Annotated in this window: 12 protein-coding genes; 6 read left to right on the plus strand and 6 right to left on the minus strand. The window is 60.3% G+C overall.

Annotation, left to right across the window (positions count from 1 at the left end):
* The first annotated feature begins 2 nt into the window (after positions 1–2).
* The 5 genes from HKD27_RS13750 to HKD27_RS13770 all read left to right on the plus strand — a co-directional run bounded on the left by HKD27_RS13750 (position 3) and on the right by HKD27_RS13770 (position 6,297).
* The gene (locus tag HKD27_RS13750) at positions 3–1,310 is read left to right on the plus strand and encodes a solute carrier family 23 protein (protein ID WP_194689829.1); all 1,308 of its coding nucleotides are present in this window, start codon (positions 3–5) and stop codon (positions 1,308–1,310) included.
* A complete protein-coding gene (locus HKD27_RS13755; RefSeq protein WP_194689830.1) occupies positions 1,301–2,338 on the plus strand; it encodes a 2,5-dihydroxypyridine 5,6-dioxygenase in 1,038 nt (345 codons plus the stop codon). The genes HKD27_RS13750 and HKD27_RS13755 overlap by 10 nt, the downstream gene beginning before the upstream one ends.
* On the plus strand, positions 2,338–2,973 hold the full coding sequence (locus tag HKD27_RS13760) for an N-carbamoylsarcosine amidohydrolase (RefSeq protein ID WP_194689875.1): 636 nt from the start codon (positions 2,338–2,340) through the stop codon (positions 2,971–2,973). Before HKD27_RS13755 ends, HKD27_RS13760 begins: the two co-directional genes overlap by 1 nt.
* A gap of 28 nt (positions 2,974–3,001) precedes the next feature.
* Positions 3,002–3,799: an alpha/beta fold hydrolase gene (locus tag HKD27_RS13765; RefSeq protein WP_194264405.1), complete on the plus strand. Its 798-nt coding sequence runs from the start codon at positions 3,002–3,004 to the stop codon at positions 3,797–3,799.
* Between the two features lie 269 nt (positions 3,800–4,068).
* On the plus strand, positions 4,069–6,297 hold the full coding sequence (locus HKD27_RS13770; RefSeq protein ID WP_228518529.1) for a TonB-dependent receptor: 2,229 nt from the start codon (positions 4,069–4,071) through the stop codon (positions 6,295–6,297).
* A gap of 70 nt (positions 6,298–6,367) precedes the next feature.
* Here HKD27_RS13770 and HKD27_RS13775 read toward each other — a convergent pair whose 3' ends face one another.
* The 3 genes from HKD27_RS13775 to pgm form a co-directional block, all read right to left on the minus strand.
* Complete coding sequence (locus HKD27_RS13775; protein ID WP_194689831.1) at positions 6,368–7,660, minus strand: NAD(P)/FAD-dependent oxidoreductase; 1,293 nt, start codon at positions 7,658–7,660, stop codon at positions 6,368–6,370.
* 272 nt (positions 7,661–7,932) lie between these two features.
* Positions 7,933–9,324, minus strand: coding sequence for an NAD-dependent succinate-semialdehyde dehydrogenase (locus HKD27_RS13780; RefSeq protein WP_194689832.1), 1,392 nt, complete (start codon positions 9,322–9,324; stop codon positions 7,933–7,935).
* A 569-nt stretch (positions 9,325–9,893) separates the two neighbouring features.
* Positions 9,894–11,540 (minus strand): phosphoglucomutase (alpha-D-glucose-1,6-bisphosphate-dependent), encoded by a 1,647-nt coding sequence (gene pgm / locus HKD27_RS13785; RefSeq protein WP_194689833.1) that lies wholly within the window; start codon positions 11,538–11,540, stop codon positions 9,894–9,896.
* A 229-nt stretch (positions 11,541–11,769) separates the two neighbouring features.
* Here pgm and HKD27_RS13790 point away from each other — a divergent pair, with 229 nt between their 5' ends.
* A complete protein-coding gene (locus tag HKD27_RS13790; protein WP_194689834.1) occupies positions 11,770–12,999 on the plus strand; it encodes an acyl-CoA dehydrogenase family protein in 1,230 nt (409 codons plus the stop codon).
* A 345-nt stretch (positions 13,000–13,344) separates the two neighbouring features.
* Here the strand turns inward: HKD27_RS13790 and HKD27_RS13795 are convergent, their stop codons facing one another.
* From HKD27_RS13795 to HKD27_RS13805, 3 genes are all read right to left on the minus strand, one after another.
* Positions 13,345–14,643, minus strand: a complete 1,299-nt coding sequence (locus HKD27_RS13795) for an exo-beta-N-acetylmuramidase NamZ domain-containing protein (RefSeq protein ID WP_194689835.1) — start codon at positions 14,641–14,643, stop codon at positions 13,345–13,347.
* A 24-nt stretch (positions 14,644–14,667) separates the two neighbouring features.
* Complete coding sequence (gene dacB / locus HKD27_RS13800; RefSeq protein ID WP_194689836.1) at positions 14,668–16,182, minus strand: D-alanyl-D-alanine carboxypeptidase/D-alanyl-D-alanine-endopeptidase; 1,515 nt, start codon at positions 16,180–16,182, stop codon at positions 14,668–14,670.
* A 121-nt stretch (positions 16,183–16,303) separates the two neighbouring features.
* Positions 16,304–19,192, minus strand: coding sequence for a TonB-dependent siderophore receptor (locus HKD27_RS13805; protein WP_228518530.1), 2,889 nt, complete (start codon positions 19,190–19,192; stop codon positions 16,304–16,306).
* Between the last annotated feature and the right edge of the window lie 91 nt (positions 19,193–19,283).

Below are 19,283 nucleotides of genomic sequence, written 5' to 3' on the forward strand. Positions count from 1 at the left end.
GAATGGGTGAACGCTGGCTTCCGGTCTGGCGCCGGGCACAACGGACGGACATGATCGCGCCCGACGAGCATCCGGGCGTGGGGCAGACAATCCTCCTTGGCGGCCAGCATGTTCTTGCGATGACGGGATCGACCGTGGTGGGGCCGCTGCTGATGGGGTTTGACCCCAATGTGGCGATCCTGTGCTCGGGGCTGGGAACGATCCTGTTCTTCCTCATCACCGGCGGACGCATTCCGAGCTATCTGGGATCGAGCTTTTCCTTCATTGCACTCGTCGTGGCGCTGACCGGATATTCCGGACACGGTCCGAACCCCGATATTGCACTGGCCTGTGGCGGGATTTTCGTGGCAGGCGTGGTGTATGCGCTGATCGGGGTTCTGGTACGGATTACGGGATCGGGGTGGATCGAACGCCTCATGCCACCGTCCGTCACTGGCGCGATCGGAGCAGCGATCGGGCTTAATCTGGCCCCCGTGGCGTCGCGCGGGCTCGGGCATGGCGGGGCGGGCACGGCCTGCGGTCTCTTCGCGCTGCTGTGTACGGCTCTGCTGGCGGTTTATGGCGGGCCTTATCTGCGGCGACTGGCGATCCTGCTCTCCCTGATTGTCTCCACGCTTGTGTATGTTGTGGTGGCGAATGGGCTGCATCTGGCGCCGGCGATGGACTTCTCCGAAGTTCTGACCGCGCCGCTGATCGGGATGCCGCATCTGACGGCACCACGTTTTACCGGCCATGCGGCGATCCTTCTTGCCCCTGTTGCGCTGGTTCTGGTGGCGGAAAACCTTGGGCATCTCAAGGCAATCGGAGCGATGACGGGCCGGCCGCTGGATCATCTGACGGGGCGTGCGTTCCTTGGGGATGGGCTGGCGACGATGCTGGCGGCCAGTCTCGGCGGTACGGGCGTGACCACCTATGTCGAGAATATCGGCGTTATGGCGCTGTCGCGGGTCTATTCGACGCTGACTTTCGGGGTGGCCGGAATTTTCGCCATTCTGCTGGGTTTTTCGCCGTTCTTCGGGGCGTTGCTGCGGGCCATTCCGGAGCCTGTGCTCAGTGGCCTCTCGGTCGGGCTGTTTGGTCTGATCGCGGCGACGATGGTGCGCGTCTGGGTGGATAACCGCGTCGATTTCTCCCGCGCCTCAACGCTGTTTCCTGTTGGCGTGGCCCTCGTGGCCGGGGCGGGAGATCTCACTTTCACAATCGGCGGTGTGACGCTGGGCGGCATTGCGACCGCCACAATCGCCGCCATCGGCCTCAACCAGATCCTCAAGGCAGGATCGGAGTCCAAGGAGCCACCTTCATGCCCGTAAGTGATTTTGAACTGGTGCAGGCCTGGCGACAGGTGCTGACGCTGTGCCGTCTGGAAGCGGGGCAGACCGTGACGTTGCTGACGTCGCTGGGCAGCAATGAGCAGACCCTGCGCTGTGCGGTTCTGGCCGTGCGGGAAAAGGGAGCGATTGCAAACCGGCTGGATCTTCAGCCGACGAACGGTGCGCTGTCCTTCTCGCGCGATCCGCTGGCTTTTGTCGGAACGACGCCGCTGACGAACAACCGGGCGGCGGTCGAGATGCTCAAGGCCAGCGATCTGGTGCTGGATCTGATGACGCTGCTGTTCTCGGCCGAGCAGCATGAAATCCTCGCAGCGGGTGGCCGCATCCTGCTGGCGGTGGAGCCGCCCGAGGTTCTGGTGCGGATGACGCCGACGATGGAAGATCGCGAGCGCGTTCTGGCGGCCTCGAAAAAGCTTCAGGCGGCGAAGGTGATGCGGGTGACGTCGGCGGCCGGGACGGATGCGTCTTTCGCGCTGGGCGATTATCCGATGCTGGAAGAATATGGTTTCGTGGATGCGCCGGGACGATGGGACCACTGGCCGAGCGGCTTTCTGGCGACATGGTCCAATGAAGGCTCGGCGGAAGGAAAGATCGTTCTGGCGCCGGGAGACATTCTCCTGCCGCAGAAATCCTATGTGACGGCGCCCATCACCTGCCACCTTGAAAAAGGCTTCGTCCGGGCAATCGAGGGCGGTTACGAGGCCGACCATCTGCGGGACTACATGGAAAGTTTCAACGATCCGGAAGTCTATGCGGTGTCGCATATCGGCTGGGGAATGCAGGATCGGGCGCACTGGTCAGTCATGGGGTTTTATGACCGCGAGGCCAGCATCGGCATGGACCCGCGCGCCTGTTCGGGAAACTTCCTGTGGTCCACGGGGCCGAACAATGAAGCGGGCGGCACGCGCGATACGGCGTGCCATATCGATATTCCGATGCGGGGCTGCACGGTCGCGCTTGATGATGTGCCGGTCGTGAAAGACGGCAGGCTTGTGGAGAACGCATGATGAGCACGCAGGATAACCGCGACGAGGATCGCTACAAAAAACAGGGTTTCGGAAACGAAATGGGCATGACGGGGCGCATTGCGCTTCTGATTGTCGATTTCGTCAACGGGTTTGCCGATCCGGAAGCCTTTGGTGGCGGCAATATTCCCGCAGCGATCGAGCGGACGAAAACGCTGCTGGCAACGGCGCGGCGTCTGGGCTGGAAAGTGGCACATACGCGGATCGTGTTTGCGGATGATGGCGCGGATGCGAACATCTTTTCGCTGAAAGTGCCGACGATGCTGGGGCTGACGGAAAGTAACCCCGCGTCTGCCATCGTGGATGAACTGGCGCCGGAGTCCGGTGAATATGTGGTCCGCAAGACGGTGCCGTCGGCATTCGCGGGTACGCCTCTGGCCTCCTGGCTGGTGACGCACGGGGTGCAGACCGTTGTTGTCGCTGGATGTGTGACGTCCGGATGTGTGCGCGCGAGCGTGCTGGATGCGATGCAGTACGGATTCCGTCCGGTGATCGTCTCCGACTGCGTGGGCGACCGGGCCATCGGGCCGCATGAGGCCAATTTGTTCGATATGGCGCAGAAATGCGGGGACGTCATGGACCTCGACACCCTGCTGTCCCGCCTTCCCAACGCCTGATATCACGATTTTTCAGAAGGATCACGTCATGACCCAGACACGTCTGCTTTATGGTGCAAATGTTCATGCCAATGGCATCCGGCAGCATTATCTGCGCTACGGCGGCAAGGGTGCGCCACTGGTGCTGGTGCCCGGCATTACGAGCCCGGCCATCACCTGGGGGTTCGTCGCGGACCGTCTGGCCGAGACGCATGATGTCTATGTGCTGGATGTGCGCGGGCGTGGCCTGTCTTCGACGGGGCCGGATCTGGATTATGATCTCGATACCTATGCGGCGGATGTCCGCGGCTTCATTGACGCGCTGGGCCTGAAGGATGTGGTCCTGATGGGGCATTCCATGGGCGCACGCATTGCGATCCGTGCGGCGCGGCAGAATGATGCCGGGCTGGCACATCTGGCGCTGATCGATCCTCCCGTCAGTGGTCCCGGACGTCGGGCCTATCCTGCCAAACTGGACTGGTACACGGAATCAATCCGTCTGGCGCGCAGGGGCATGAGCGGGGCGGAGATGAAGCGGTTTTGCCCGACATGGACGGACGAGCAATGCACGTTGCGGGCGCAGTGGCTCCATACCTGTGATGAACTGGCGACCCGGATCACGTTCGAGAAGTTCCACACCGAAGATATCCATCAGGATCTGCCTCATCTCAAAACGCCTGCCATTCTTGTTATCGCAACGCGGGGTGGCGTGATCCAGAAGGAGGATGTTGAAGAAATCCTGCAGCTCAATCCTGCGATAGCTATCACATATGTTCCGGATGCGGGACATATGATTCCCTGGGACAATTTCGACGGTTTCTTCGAGGCGCTTCAGGGCCGCTACTGACTTTCAGGACCGAATTTCCGCCCCGCTACAGGACGTGCCTGTAAGCCAGATGAGGTAGACTGCATATGTGTAAACGACCCGGCTCCCTGCACCTCGCCTTCTCCGTGACGACGATGCTGTCGGCCGCCTTTTCTTCGTCCGCCATGGCGGCCACCAGGCATTCGTCCGTGGTGCACAGAGCAGCTCCCGCTGCACATAAAAACATGCCCCGTGCGGCAGTTCCGAAGCATCGGCATACCGGGCCATATGTAAGCAAAAGCGCGGAAAACATGGCGGTTGTGGCCCGTCATCCGCCGCGCGGGACAGTCGAGACGGTCAGCCAGAAAATGCTGGCGGAAGCACCGGCCGGTACCAACCCGATGAAGGTGATCTCACAGCTTCCGGGCATTGTGTTCCAGTCGGGCGATGCACAGGGGCTCGACACATGGAGTGCGCAGATCTTCATGCATGGCTTCCAGCAGCAGGAAATCGGCATGACGCTCGACGGGATGCCGCTCGGGGAGATGACGTACCGGAACTATAACGGTCTGAACCCGATCATGGCGATTTCGTCGGAGAACGTAGCGCGCATCGATGTGTCGCAGTCGGCCGGGGCGGAAAGCATGGCGGCGAGCAACAATCTGGGTGGCGGGCTGAGCTATGTCTCGATGACGCCGTCAGACAAAATGGGCGGCACGGCTTCGGCGGGTTTCGGCAGTTACAGCACCTACCATACGTTCCTGCGCTTCGAGAGCGGGAAGCTCAATTCCAGCGGCACGAAGTTCTATACGTCCTACATGCGCAACGACAGCGGGATGTGGAAGGGTTATGGCGAGCAGTTCATGCAGCAGGTGAACGCCAAGCTCGTGCAGCCGATCGGTCATGACAGCTCGATTTCAGCGTTCTTTGACTGGAGCGACCTGCACCAGAACACCTATCCGGATGTCTCGCCGCAGATCATCAACCGGGTGGGCTATGGTCTGTCGAGTTACGAGAATGGCAGCAATTCCGGCTATATCGCGGCTGTGAACGCGGCGAACGGGATCTATCCTGGGAAAGTCGGGACGCTCGATGATCCGGTGGACGCAGCGTATTACGATGGCAGCACGAATACGGTCGATACGTTTGGTGGCATCAAGGCCGATTTGCGCCTGACGGACCGTCTGACATGGAACACGACGGCCTACGGGCATGGCGAGCGCAACCAGACCTCCTGGGCGACTCCCTATTATCCGTCGCCCACGGGATCTCCGGTCAGTGAGCTGATGAAAGAGCCGGAAATCCGGCGTTTCGGCATCGTCTCGGCACTGCATTACGATATCGCGCACAATCATATCGGCGCGGGTGTCTGGTACGAGAACAACAGCTACATGTCGCCCATGAACGCCTATGCGCAGCCGGCGGTCGTGAATGGCGTGGTTCAGGGAAAGGTGCATGATCCGCTGACCCAGTGGCGCGATCCGTTCGCACAGATCTTTAACCAGAACTACAACACCAACACGTTCACGGCCTTCGTGCAGGACACGTACAACGTGCTGCCGAACCTGGCCCTGCATGTCGGCTTCAAGTCCCTGCTGAGCACGACGCGTGTTGGCGACGGCTATCTGAACCAGGACTATTATGGCGCTGGTGCGGCTGTTACGAGCGGGGAAAGCCTGACGGTAGCCAAGCCGTTCCTGCCGCATATCAGCGCGGACTGGCATTTCCTGAAGGATCACGAGCTGTATTTCGATATTTCGGAAAACGCCCGGACCTATGCGGAATCCGGCTACAAGTTGTCGAACTCGCCGTTTGCAGTGTCCCAGACGGCCTATGACGATACGAAATCCTCGATCCGTCCCGAGACGGCGTGGACTTATGCGATCGGCTATCGCTACACGGGCAAACTGGTCGCCGCGACGGTCTATGCCTATCGGACGAACTACAACAACCGTTTGCAGCAGATCACGGAAGGGCCGGTCGTCAACCCGATCTCGGCCGTCTCGAATGTGGGCGGCGTGACGATGAACGGTGTAGATGCGGGTCTGACACTGATGCCGTTCCGGGGTTTCGCGCTGACCAATTCCGTCAGCTACAACCACGGCGTCTATGACCAGAACCTTGTCAGCGGCTCCACGGTCTATGCGACGAAAGGCCAGCAGATCGTCAATTATCCACGCTTCATGTACAAGGGGCGCGTGTCTTACGAATGGCATGGCATGACGGCCTATGCCGATGGAAGCTACACGGGCACGCGCAATTACAGCTACACGGGAGACGTCAAAAGCCCCGGCTACTGGCTGACAAATGTGGGCGTGCAGTACAGCTTCGGAAACATGAAGCAGTACAACCGCTATCTGGGCGCCATCAAAAACCTGACGGTCGCGTTCAATGGCTCCAACCTGACGAACAGGCGCTATATTTCCACGATGGGGCAAAACGGCAATCCGGCGGATATCGCCTCGGGCGCGCTGACGGATCAGTCCATGCAGATCGGAGCACCTCGGATGTTCTTCGGCAGCGTACGGGCGGACTTCTAGGACAAAAAGCCCGTGGCGTAGGCCGCGGGCTTTTTTGCTGTCAGGCGGGTTCCTCAGGCGCGGACGGTGCTCAGTCCAGGCGTACGGAAGGCCGGACGAAGGTTTCGACCCAGTCGGAGTAAAAGGACATCAGCCCCCGATAATAGCCAAACAGCTCGATCTGGTGCTGGCGATAGAGCATGAGATGGGCCATCCGCGCCGAAAAACCGTGCGAGATGCCTCCCCCCCAGACCGTACCGCCCGGAAGAGCCGCCCAGCCATTGTATTTTCCCAGAGCCACGATCGCACCCTTGTTGTGGAAAATACAGCCCGGAACCTTCTGGCCATGCTCGATCCAGGCCGGCAGATGGCGCGCAAGATGCCGGGCCTGCTGGCGGGCGACCTGCGCCGTGGCGGGCAGGGGATCGTCCTGGATGAAGGAGCAGTCTCCCATGGCGAAAATCCGCTCGTCATCAATGGAGGACAGGTTCGGATTGACGAGGATCTGACCGGTCCTGTTGATCGTCAGCCCACCATAGGCAGTCGTGACCTCTGGGGCTCTGACGCCAGCCGCCCAGACGCGGAGCTTGGCCGAAACATAGGACCCGTCCTTGAGCGTGAAACCATGCTCATCGGCCCCCGCGACGCGCGCATTGGTGCGGACGGTAACGCCGATATGTTCGAGTTCCTGCTGTGCCGCAGCCGAGACGGATTCCGGAAAAGCGGGAAGAATGCGCGCGCCGGACTGCAGGAGCGTGACATGGAGCTTGGGCGGGGCCTTGCCAAAAGCATGCAGGTTGTACGGCCCTACGATTTCCAGTGCCTTGTGAAGCTCGGCGGCGAGTTGCACACCGGTCGCACCGCCGCCGACGATCGCGATGTCCAGTTCGGAATTGTTGGCGAAGGCGCGGAGCAGCTCCATCCGAAACTTCTCGTTGAACGCATTGGCGTCCACGAGATTGTCGATGGACATGCAGTGTTCCTTGACGCCGGGCGTGCCGAAATCATTGGCGGTACTGCCGATCGCGATGACGATCGTGTCGTATTTCATGCGCCGGCTTTCCAGAATGACGGTGCCGTCGGCTTCCAGAAGCGGGCTGAGAACGACCTCGCGGTTCTCGCGGTCAATGGAGGCAACCTCGCCGGGCCAGAACTCGAAATGGTGTCCGCTGGCCTGGGAGATGAAGTTCACCTTGTCGTTTTCGTTGCTGACCGTGCCGGAGGCAAAGCAGTGCAGCATCGGTTTCCAGACATGGGAAAAGCTCTTGTCGATCAGCGTGATGCGCGCCTTTCCGGATTTTCCCATCGACTTGCCGAGGCGGGTTGCAAGGGAAAGACCGGCAACACCGCCACCGACAATCAGAATTTCAGATCGAGACGCCATCGGTTTTCAGGCCTCCGTTCAGGGGGTGGGCAACAGAAAAAGACACGAGGGAAGAGACGTTTACCGCGCACGGCGGCAGTAAACGCTCTTATTAAACGGTAGAGTCCGCACAGACTGTTATGAGGATTCCGGATATGCCGAAAATCATATTCAGGTGACTGTAATAAAGACCGGCGAATTCTTTCCGGAATTCAGTAAAGAACTCAAATCAACGTGATGCGTCAGGGGCGGGATGCGCCGGGAAGGTGTCTCCCGGCACATCCCCGCTGTCCTCAGATCGGGGCGTCGATATCCACGATGTTGATGAGCTTGTGGTTCACGAACTCCTTGATCCCCAGCCCCACCAGCTCGCGGCCATAGCCGGAGCGGGCGATGCCGCCGAAGGGAAGATCGGCCTTCGGGATCAGGGGATGGTTGATGTAGACCATGCCCGTGCGGATCTTCGACGCCACCCGTGCACCGCGGCTCTTGTCCTTCGTGAAGACCGCACCACCCAGACCATAGGGGGAGTCATTGGCGATGCGGATGGCATCGGCTTCGTCCTTGGCGCGATAGAGCTGCGTGACCGGCCCGAAGAATTCCCAGTGACGGGCTTCATTATTCTCGTGCAGGTTGGTCATCAGCAGCGGCTGGAAAAAGGAACCCTTCGTGGGAACCGGGGCTCCAATGGCCTCAACCTTCGCGCCATGCTTCTTGGCTTCCTCGACCTGTTTGCGCAGATCATCCGCCGCACCCTGCGAACAGAGCGGAGCAAGCGAGGTGGACGGATCCATCGGATCACCGGCCTTCAGCTCGGAAACGCCCTTCCTGTAGATCTCCAGAAAGCGGTCATAGACCGCATCCGCCACGATGATGCGCTTGGCCGAAACGCAGACCTGACCGGCATTCCAGTGGCGGCCCATGACGGCCCATTTCGCAGCCTTTTCGACGTCCGCATCATCCAGCACGATGAAGGCATCGGCGCCGCCGAGTTCCATCGTGGCCTTCTTCAGCGCCTTGCCGGCCGTACCCGCGATGATGACGCCAGCCCCTTCGGAACCCGTCAGAGCCACGCCGCAGACGCGGGGATCGTTCAGGATCATTTCCGTATGGGGACGGGCAAGATAGAGGTTGCGGAACAGGCCCTTGGGCAGTCCGGCCTCGTTCATCAGGTCCTCGCAGATGGCGGCGCACTGCGGCAGGTTGGATGCGTGTTTGAGCAGCACAGCATTACCGGCCGAAAGCTGCGGCGCGATGATGCGGACGACCTGATAGAACGGGAAGTTCCAGGGCTCGATGGCCAGTACGATCCCGAGAGGTTCGTGAACCAGCGTCGCCTTGCCCTCGGCCGGATTGGCGACCGGAAGCGTCTCGGGCTTCAGCAGTTCTTCGGCATATTTGGCGTAATATTCAAAGATCTCGGCGGAGAGAATGATCTCCAGTTTCGACTCTGTGAACAGCTTGCCCATTTCCAGCGTGCCGAGGCGGGCGTATTTGTCGATGTCGCGGCGCAGGATGGCTGCGGCAGCGTTCATGATCTTTGCCCGTTCGGCAAAGGGGGTGTCGCGCCAGCTTTCGAAAGCCGCATGGGCTTCGGAGAGGGCCGCCTGGACTTCTTCATCCGTTGCGTTGGGGAAGGTCCTGAGGACTTCGCCAGTAAGGGGATTTGTCGTTGCGTAGGCCATTTTTACCTCGTTACCGATTGGGAGAAGGCGACAGGGCGCAGGGCGTCCGGGCGTGAGAGGCTCTGTTTCTGGATTTCGTGCTGAAAAAGGACAGTATACGCGGCACAGGATGGAATAATGGAGCGACGAAGATCATGTCGTGGGCAAAAAGACTCCACGGGATTATGGCCGATCTTCAACATCCATTTCGTCCTTTATCCGGATTGAAAACAGATAGACTGTCGAGAAACAGGTTGTTGTCAAAATATGGCACCGAGTGCCAGAAACGGGTATTATCCAAATCGCGGATGATGACCAGAGCGCGAGCATCACATGGGTGTGAGGTTCAGCGGCAGGACCGGGGCCCGGAAGTGGTGCAGGAAATGCAAGACCGCTGAAAATGCGCAGAAAATCCGATCGTCCAGCCATGCGGGATTTTCTCACCGCAGGAGAGGATCGGGTCGCGCCTTAAAGGGCGCGGGATAGGTTTTCAGAGTCGAAAAGGGGAGTCGCCGGTCTGCGGAGATGCAGGCGCGCGATCAGGCAGGGGTGACCCGGGACATGCGTCATGTCCCGGGGAGAGGCGTGATTTAAGAAGCAAAAACCTTGGAGATGGCGTCCTGCGCTTCCTGCTGGATCGCGCGCAGATGCTCCTCGCTGACGAAGCTCTCGGCATAGATCTTGTAGACATCTTCAGTGCCGGACGGACGGGCGGCGAACCAGCCGTTTTCGGTCACGACCTTCAGCCCGCCGATGGGCGCGTCGTTGCCTGGCGCACGGGTCAGCTTGCTGATGATCCTGTCGCCCGCCAGCGTCTCCAGCGGGAACTGCTCGGGCGTGAGCTTGCTCAGCTTGGCCTTCTGTTCCGGATTGGCGGCAGCGTCGATGCGCTCGTAATAGGGCGTGCCGAGACGGGCGATGATCTCGTGATAATGCACACTCGGGTTCTTGCCGGTCTTGGCCGTGATTTCAGCCGCCAGCAGACCCAGGATGAGGCCGTCCTTGTCCGTGGTCCAGACGGTGCCGTCACGACGCAGGAAGGTGGCACCGGCGCTTTCCTCACCGCCAAAACCCAGCGAACCGTCCATCAGGCCCGGGACGAACCATTTCAGCCCGACCGGCACTTCAACGAGCTTGCGGCCCATGTCTTTTGCCACGCGGTCAATCAGGCCACTGCTGACGAGCGTCTTGCCCACACCCAGTTCCGGGCTCCACTCCGGACGGTTCCGGAACAGGTAGGAAATCGCCACCGCAAGATAGTGGTTCGGGTTCATCAACCCGTCGGGTATGGCAACGATGCCGTGACGGTCCGCGTCGGTATCATTGGCGAAAGCAACGTCGAAGCGGTCGCCCATCTCGATCAGGCGCGCCATGGCATAAGGCGAAGAGCAGTCCATGCGGATCTGTCCGTCCCAGTCGGCGGTCATGAAGGAGAATGTCGGGTCAACCACGTCACTGACGACGGTGGCGTTCAGGCCGTAGCGATCAATGATGGGCTTCCAGTAAGCCACGGCAGCGCCGCCCAGCGGATCGATGCCGATCTTCACGCCGGCATCGCGGATCGCCTTCATGTCGATCACCGAGTCCAGATCGTTCACATAAGGCGTAATGAAATCATAGCCCTTGATGCAGGCTTCCTGCCGCGCCTGCTCGTAAGGCAGGCGTTTGACGTCCTTCAGATCGTTGGCAAGGAAGTCATTGGCCATGTCCTGAATGGCCTTGGTGATGGCCGTGTCAGCCGGTCCACCATTGGTCGGGTTGTATTTGAACCCGCCATCGGATGGCGGATTATGCGACGGCGTGATGACGACGCCATCGGCCAGACCCGTGGTGCGGCCCTTGTTGTAGGTCAGGATGGCATGGGAAATGACGGGGGTCGGCGTGTAGCCGCCGTTTTCGTCAATCCGGGCGTCGATCCCGTGGGCTGCAAAGACCTCGATGGCGGATTTCTGCGCCGGGCCGGACAGGGCGTGGCTGTCCATGCCGATGAAGAGCGGGCCGTCGATGCCTTCGGCCTTGCGATGGCGGCAGATGGCTTCGCAGATGGCGAGGATATGGTTTTCATTGAAGCTGGTATGGAACGAAGAGCCCCGGTGGCCGGAAGTGCCGAACGAAACGCGCTGCGTGGCAATCGAAGGGTCGGGCTTGCGGTCATAATAAGCCGCGATCAGGGCGGGAATATCGGTCAGTTGGTCGGGGGAAAGCGTTTTGCCGGCCAGGGGGCTGAGATGGGCCATTGCTTCAAAATCCTTGCATTCGCCGTTGGGCATTGCCGTCGGTTAACGGCCGTAACGCATGAACGCCCGGTCAGGGCGCGTCGTTCGGGCAGGAAAACTTGTATCCGGGTCGATGTCCAGAGAGGCGCGTCAGTTCTGTGAAGATTGCACCGCGACCAGCCCGGCTGGAACGGACGCCATGCAGGGTGCATGATAGCCCCGCGAAACAGCCAGAAGCGGAGACGGACTGATGCGACACTCCTGTGGGAATGTTTTTGGCGGACTGCGCAGTCTTGTGCCGGTCTGCTCCATCCCGCCCGCTCTGGACGCGTTTTTCCGAACCCTCAGAGACGTGATCCGATCCGAAGTTACCCCCCGCGCTGCGGAAAACGACCGTCTCGGACGCTATCCCCGCGCCTCCATTCAGGCGTTGAAAAACTGCGGCCTGATGAAAGCTCCCTTGCCCGTGGCACTCGGAGGCCTCGGCCTGTCGCAGGCGCTCTCGCAGGAGATTTTTCTGGAACTCGGCATGGCGGACCCATCCGTGGCGCAGATTTACAAGGTGCATGACGATGCGGTGCGGGAACTGCTGTCCGTGGCCACGCCGGAAATGTGCCGCCATCTGGCGGAGCGGATCTGTGCGGATCAGGCCATGATTGGCATGGCACTGGCGGAAAACGGAAAGCGGGCGGTCGATTTCGGGCATGTCGTCTCCCGGCCCGAAGGCGAAGGGCACCTCATCGACGGCCGCAAGATCTATGCGACAGGCGCCGTAGGCGCGGACCTGCTGCTGGTGTCGTCCTATGACGTGGTCGCGCAGACGATGCGTCTGGACCTGCTGCCCTCCGGAACACCGGGCGTAAGCTTCGGGGAAGACTGGAACCGGCTGGGGCAGCGGGCAACGGAGTCCGGCAGCGTCGTTCTGGACCGTGTCCAGACCAGACCGGAATGGTCGGTACTGACCGCACAGTCCGCGCCGCAGGTCCATGCGCCCCTGCGCTACCAGAACGGATTTTCGATGATCCTCGTGGGGATCGGACTGGCCGCGCTGGAGGCGGCGGCGGCCTTCGTGCGCGAACACAGCCGCCCCTGGGCGTCTGCCGGGGTAAATGAAGCGGCGGATGATCTTCTTGTCCGTCGCCTGTTCGGAGAGATCGGTGCGGAACTGGCCGCGGCCTGCGCAAGTGCGCGGACAGCAGCCGGACTGCTGGATGTTTTCGAGCGCGGTGCCTGCTCGCGGACGGATGTGGCCATCCCCGTCTACGCGTCGCGCTCCTCGGCATCCCGGGCCTCCCTGCGGGCAGGATCAGACCTCATGTCCGCCCTCGGCGCGCGCGTAACGGATGCGAGGTACGGGTTCGACCGCTACTGGCGCGATGCACGAACACTCTCGCTGCACGATCCCGTGGAATGGAAACACGAAGAAATCGGCCGCCACCTCCTGACCGGCTGGGACCCCGCGCCGGGGCTGTACCAGTAAGGGGGCTGTGCTGAATTCCGTCTTTTCAGCTTACGGGAACGGGAAGACCTTGGTCTGAGTTACGAGTTGGGCAGCGGGCGCGCGTTCGGCCAGTCTGCCCTGTCTCGTTTCAGGATGAGGTTTCTCGTAAACGGCCTTGCATGTAATGCCGATTATGCGGTTCTGTACTCTCGCGGCCACATCCAGTATCTGAAGTGCAGCAGGGCATCCCAGAAATCCTTTGGACCGGTTTTTTTTAAATATCTTCTGAACTGGATAATATTCCTAATCGACAGCATCCGTCTCAGACGAAAGATCTGATAGCGAAGAGGGCGTGGTCGTTTCTGAGTTTCGGGCACTCCTGGATCAGTACAGCAGGAAGGGGTGGCGCTGCCGATTGAACTCTGCTTCGTCTGCTTTCCAGGTCTCCAGAATATTGGGAACTGGCATGCCCTGTGAAAGCTGTCGGCGGAGAGCGCTGCTGCCAGCCAGGATGTCGAAGGTGGAACCGGATTTTCTCCATATCGGGTTATCCGATATTTTCAGCACAGTCTGAAGCATCGTCACGCCCGTCAGCAGGGGATCGAAGGATTTCCGGTCGGTGATGGCAAGCTGGAGCCCGTGGCATAGCTGCTCTTTTGCGACTTCAAACCCGGGAGTGAACCAGTCTTCCCTGAAGAGGCAACCCGGCAGGCCTGCGTTGCTCAATTCTTCTACCCAGCGGGTTGCGTCGAGATCGGGCGCGCCGAGTGTCAGGAAGGGCGAGGCCGTGCCGCGGCCGACTGACAGGGTTGTTCCTTCGAAGAGGCAGGTTCCCGGATAGGCGATGGCCGTTGTCACGTCGGGCATATTGGGGCTTGGGGGGACCCAGACGAGGTCGGTGTCGTCCTGATAAAGGTCACGGTGCCAGCCGGTCATGGAGATAATGCTCAAGCGGGCAGGGCGTCCTGCCTGCTGGGGCACATACCGGCTGTTGAACAGGCGTGCCAGTTCGCCAACGGTCATGCCGTGTCGCAGCGGGATCGGGACTCTCCCTACGAATGATGAAAATGCCGGATCGAGGGTGGGACCGCTGGCGTGCAGGCCCGTGATGGGGTTGGGTCTGTCCAGCACCATGAACGCGATGCCGCAGCGTGCGCAGGCGACGAGGGCGTCGAACATGGACCAGATATAGGTGTAGAACCGTGCGCCGATATCCTGAATATCGAAGATGAGAAGATCGATGTCTGCCGATTTCAGGAGCGTATCCAGCTTCGCACCAGAGAGCGTGTACATGTCGTAAACGGGGATGCCTGTGCGGGGGTCGATGCCTTTGGCCTCGGAATGGCCAGCCTGCGCCGATCCGCGGAAGCCATGTTCAGGTCCGAAAATGGCTTTCAGGTTTACGCCCGGAGCGGCGTGCAACTGGTCTGCAATATGGCGCAGGTGGCGGTCCATACTTGTGGGGTTGGCGATCAGGCCCAGTTTCCGGCCTTTGAGCGCCTGATAGCCATCGGCTTCGAGAGCGTCATAGCCAGTTCGGACTTTGACCGGGGAAGGACATCCCGCGGGCATTCCTGAAGCGGTTGCCCAGGATGATACGGCGGTTCCTGCGCACAGACCCATGAAGGTACGGCGGCCGAGGGAGGTTTTGTGGGCAGGGGTTGCGGAAGGACGGTGGGGCATGTCGTGCGGGCTCCCGGGATTTGGCTATTCGGCTTCGGCGACGGCAGTAACCAGATCATCCATGATTTTGGTCGGATGCGGCAGATCGTCCGGGATGTCGTTTGCGAAGATGGTGATCAGGAGGATCTGGTCGCGGGTGGTCTGAAGGTAGCCGGACAGGGAATGGGTGGCTGCGAGTGTGCCGGTTTTTGCATGCAGGTGGCCCGCGACGGGGGTGCCGATGAAGCGGTGCGCGAGCGTTCCGTCTCGGCCTGCGAGAGGGAGGTCGTCCCGCCAGTCTGCGCCCCAGGGTTGGCGGTCGGCGAGGCGCAGAAGCTGGATGACGGTCTGGGGTGTTACGCGGTTGTAGGGGGACATTCCCGAACCGTCGTAGAGCGAGAAGCCGGCGGCGGGCAGGCCCAGAGTGGTCAGAGCCTGTTTGCGTTCGGCGATGCCGTCCTCGACAGAACCGTTGCCATGGACAAGGGCCAGACGGCGCAGAAGGAGTTCGGCATGGAGGTTCTGGCTGACTTTCAGCAGATGGCGGATGTCGTCTTTCAGATCCGGGGCGGGGAGGGTGGCGAGGATGCGGGTGTCTGGCGCAGGAGTATCGGCAGCGGTTTTTGTCAGGCGGTGCCTGACCTGTATGTCCTGGACCCGGATCCCTGCTTCGCGCAGCAGGGACCTGAAGTGTCGGGCGGCTGAGAGGGCCGGATCGTCGAGCCCGATTTTCAGTGTCTGAACGGGCACGCCTGCCGGAAGCGTTCCTGTCAGGACGACGCGGGTGTCGCCGGGCTTCTTTTCAAGACTCAGTTCGGGTTTGCCGTCCGGTACCGTCAGGGCCTGATTGACCAGCGTCAGTCCTTCGTCGGGTGCTGACCATTTGGGCAACGGGCGATCGCCGGGATGTGTTCCTGGCTGGACGGCCAGTCCGGCGACGTTGTCGTTCAGCGTCAGCGCCGAGACTGCGGTTCCCCACTGGGTCGGCAGGTTGTTCCAGCTCCAACCATCCCCCCAGCGTTCGTCCGCAAAAAGCTGGTCATCTGCGATGATGGCATGGATGCGTCTGAGCCGCTTGGCGGAGACGGCGTCTGCCAGTGTTTTCAGGCAGTCGGTCTGGCAGGCCGCATTATCGGACAGGACGGCATCGCCCGAGCCACGCAGGATGAGGTCTGGGGCTCCATGAGGGCGGGGGGCGAGCAGGAGTGTCGTGGGGTGTTCGGCTGCTTCTTGGTCCAGTTTTGCAAGCTCTGCCATTGCGGCGGCTGTCGTGAACAGTTTGGTATTCGAAGCCGGGATGAAGCGCCCGTTGGGATTGCGGGAGAACAGGACTTTTCCGTCTTGAGTGGCAATGACGATCCCCCAGCGCATGCCCTGCTCCTGTGAGGCTTGCAGGATGGGAGAAAGGCGTTCTGCAAGCGCATGTGGCCCGAGCGGGGGCGGGGAGTTCTGGACGGCGCAGGCACTCAGGGCGATGGGAAGTCCGGCGGCGGCGCGGGGGAGCAGCTCCCGGAAGAGCCGGGGCAAACGTTGCGAAACATGGCTGGAAATCTGACGCATGACGGCCCTGGCTGAGTGGAGAGTGTGACGTGTCCGTCGGGATGCTGAAAAGACAGAAGGCTGCCTGTGTCGGGGGAACAGGCAGCCTCGTCGTGGGCAGGACAGGTGTGAAAGACTGCGTTCAGAACTCCATGCGGATGCCGCCGCGATAGGATCGACCAAGCAGGCTGCTATAGGTTTCGTCGGCCTCAAGTCCCCCTTCCGGCAGCAGGATCGGGGAGGTGTTTGCGAGGTTGGTGACAGTCAGGAAGAGCTGCATTTTGCCGATTTTTTCTACGGGCAGATTATAGGTCGCGTTCATGTCGAAGTAAAAAATGCCCGTGACATGGTCATTGTTGATCGTAGGATAGTTGGCGTTATAGGCCGGGCAAGTTCCCGAGCACTGGATGTAGCTGTTGGAGTAATTTCCCGCGCTGATACCCCGGGCAATGGCCGTGAGGCTGTATTTTGACGTCCTGTACGTGGCCGAGAAACGGTAGATCCAGCGCGGCGGCCCAGACGCGATGTCCCCTGACGTATCGACTGTATAGCCCATGCCGGAATCAGAGATATATTTCAGGTAATTCGTGGCCTGTCCATGGATTGTAAATGTCCCGTCGGCATCGCGCAGAAAGCGGCTGAGCGGGAAGCTGTATGAGGCGTCGATGTCGATGCCGCTGGTTTCGAGCTTGGCAAAATTGAAGGGAGAGGCGCTGATCAGAAGATCACGCGTGCCGGTCGGGTCAGCGCGTATGGCCGAGCAGAATGTGGTGTATCCTGAATAACATTCATCAATGATGGACTGCGGATAGAACTGTTCGATTGCGTTCTTGATCTTGGTATGGAACCAGTCGACCGAGATAGCCAGACCAGACACATATCGCGGCGTGATGACCGCACCAACGACTGTCGTATTCGCCGTCTCGGGACGCAGTTTCGTGTTGCCCGTCGTTGTGGCGAGAACGGTATCTGTCTGGCCCGTGACCGGATCGAGCACGGTTGTCGTCTGGGATGTCCCGGCATTGTAGAGTTCGTTGATGTTGGGCGCGCGGATGTCATGCGACTGGGTGGCACGGAACAGGACGTCTCTGATGGGCTGCCAGGTCCCACCGATTTTCCATGTCGTGACATAACCGGAGGTCGAGTAGTCCGTTCCGCGAACGGCGCCGTTGAAGGACAGGCCTTTTGCCAGAGGGACTGCGGTCTCGAGATAGGCCTCCTTGACGTTGTAGTGGCCAAATGTCGGCAGGTAATTACCGACAGACCAGCCTGACTGGTATTCCGTCGGAACGTATCCTGAGGAGCGTTCGTCACGATATTCGCCACCGACAGCGACGTTCACGTCTCCAGCCCATGTTGCAAACGGGATCATTGAGAGGTTTACGCCCGAGACGATTTCCTGAAACCGCTGGTTTCGCCATGGCGAACCAAGAACGTAATCGATGGCCGAGGAGGACATGACGCCCGTTCCCAGCCAGTCGATCGGGGAACAGCCATTCCCGGGGTCCGTCAGGGATGAGCGGCAGACAATCTGGCCGGCCGAGTTGCGCACGGCGTCAGTCGCGTTGGCGATCTTCGCCGTGTTCATGACGTTATAGATCTGCTCATGCGTATGGGTGACGCCATACTGGGCGTAGGCACTCCATGACGCGCGTTTGTTGAACATCTCGAAATTGCCTTCGCCACCGAACGTATAACGCTGGACGTTGCGGCGGTTGTCGGTCCGGCGGTAAGGCATGTCGAGCGCGGTCGTGCCGACCGTGACGGACGAGACGTCCTGCAGGGCGTCGGCGCCCAGAGCGTCCACGAGATAGGGGTTTGTTCCCTTCAGCGAGATCGAGCTGAGATACTGGGGGCCGGAGTTGTAAACGTATTCGCTATCGTTGTAGGCGCCTTCCGCATAGAGGGTCATCCAGGGGGCGACGTCGTAGCTCAGGCGTCCGAAGAGATTTTTGCGGTCGCTCTGGGGTTCCAGGCCGATGTCCTTGTTGTTGTTGGCCAGGTTCTGGTCGCCACCGACGGAAACGCTGGATGTCGAGAGGGAGCCATAATTGTAATGGTTAATGCTTCCGCCAGGGCCAAAATAGATCCCGCGCAGGGAGTTGGTTACACCGCCCGTGGACGCGTTGATGATGCCGCCGGGCATGACGTTGTTGGTGCCGGCATCGCTGACACGGAGATAGTAAGGCTGACCATTTCCGGCGACATAGTCAGGATTGTTGACAATACGGTCGCCGTTCACATTCCAGCTTCGCGAGACCTGGAAAATGCCGTCCTGATGGGCAATGTCGCCGCTGAGGAGGACATGTCCTTTTCCGTGGGCAAAGCCGAAGCCACCGGCGATGGCGGCATGTTCGTTCTCTCCGTCCCCATAATCCGAGATGCCGGAATCCGCCGTGACCTTCAGGCCCGTATAGGTCTTGTCGAGCACGAAGTTCGTGACACCCGCAACGGCATCGGAACCGTACTGCGCGGAAGCACCGCCCGTTACCACGTCCACGCGCTTGATCAACTGCTGGGGAATCGTGTTGATGTCGACGATGCCGGTGATGGCAGAGGGCGTAATCCGTCGGCCATCCATCAGCACGAGCGAACGGACGGCGCCAAGATTGCGAAGGTTGAGCGCGTTGATGCCGGCTGTGCCATCGCTCAGGGAATATGCCGAGTTCTGGGGCGTCTGGCTGCCCGCGAACTGCGGCATCTGATTGATCAGGTCGGCAATGTTGTTGCTGGGCGCCTGATTCAGGATTTCCTGCTGGTTCAGAGAGCTGATGGGGGTCGGGGATTTGATATGGGAGTTTGCAATATGACTGCCCGTAACGGTGATGACTTCCCGGTTGGATTCTGTCTGCTTCTGTGTCTTTTTATGACTTGCAGCAGGTTTGGAAGACTGCGCAGATGAATGCTTGGTATCGGCAGGCTTGGCCACTGTTGCTGCGGCGTAAGCCTGCTGTGGCATGAGGAATGTTGCGCCCGACGACAGGGCGGCAAAGGACAGGAAATAAGACTTTAGGGGCAGTCTGACCGTCATACCCTGGTTCCCTCGATAAGCGCCGGTGGGCGATGATGTTGCGATATCGAACTAATGTTGCATATCTGTCATGCCGTCGTCGATTTTGAAA

It is taken from the genome of Gluconobacter sp. R75690 (assembly GCF_015244525.1).
Classification (GTDB): domain Bacteria; phylum Pseudomonadota; class Alphaproteobacteria; order Acetobacterales; family Acetobacteraceae; genus Gluconobacter; species Gluconobacter potus.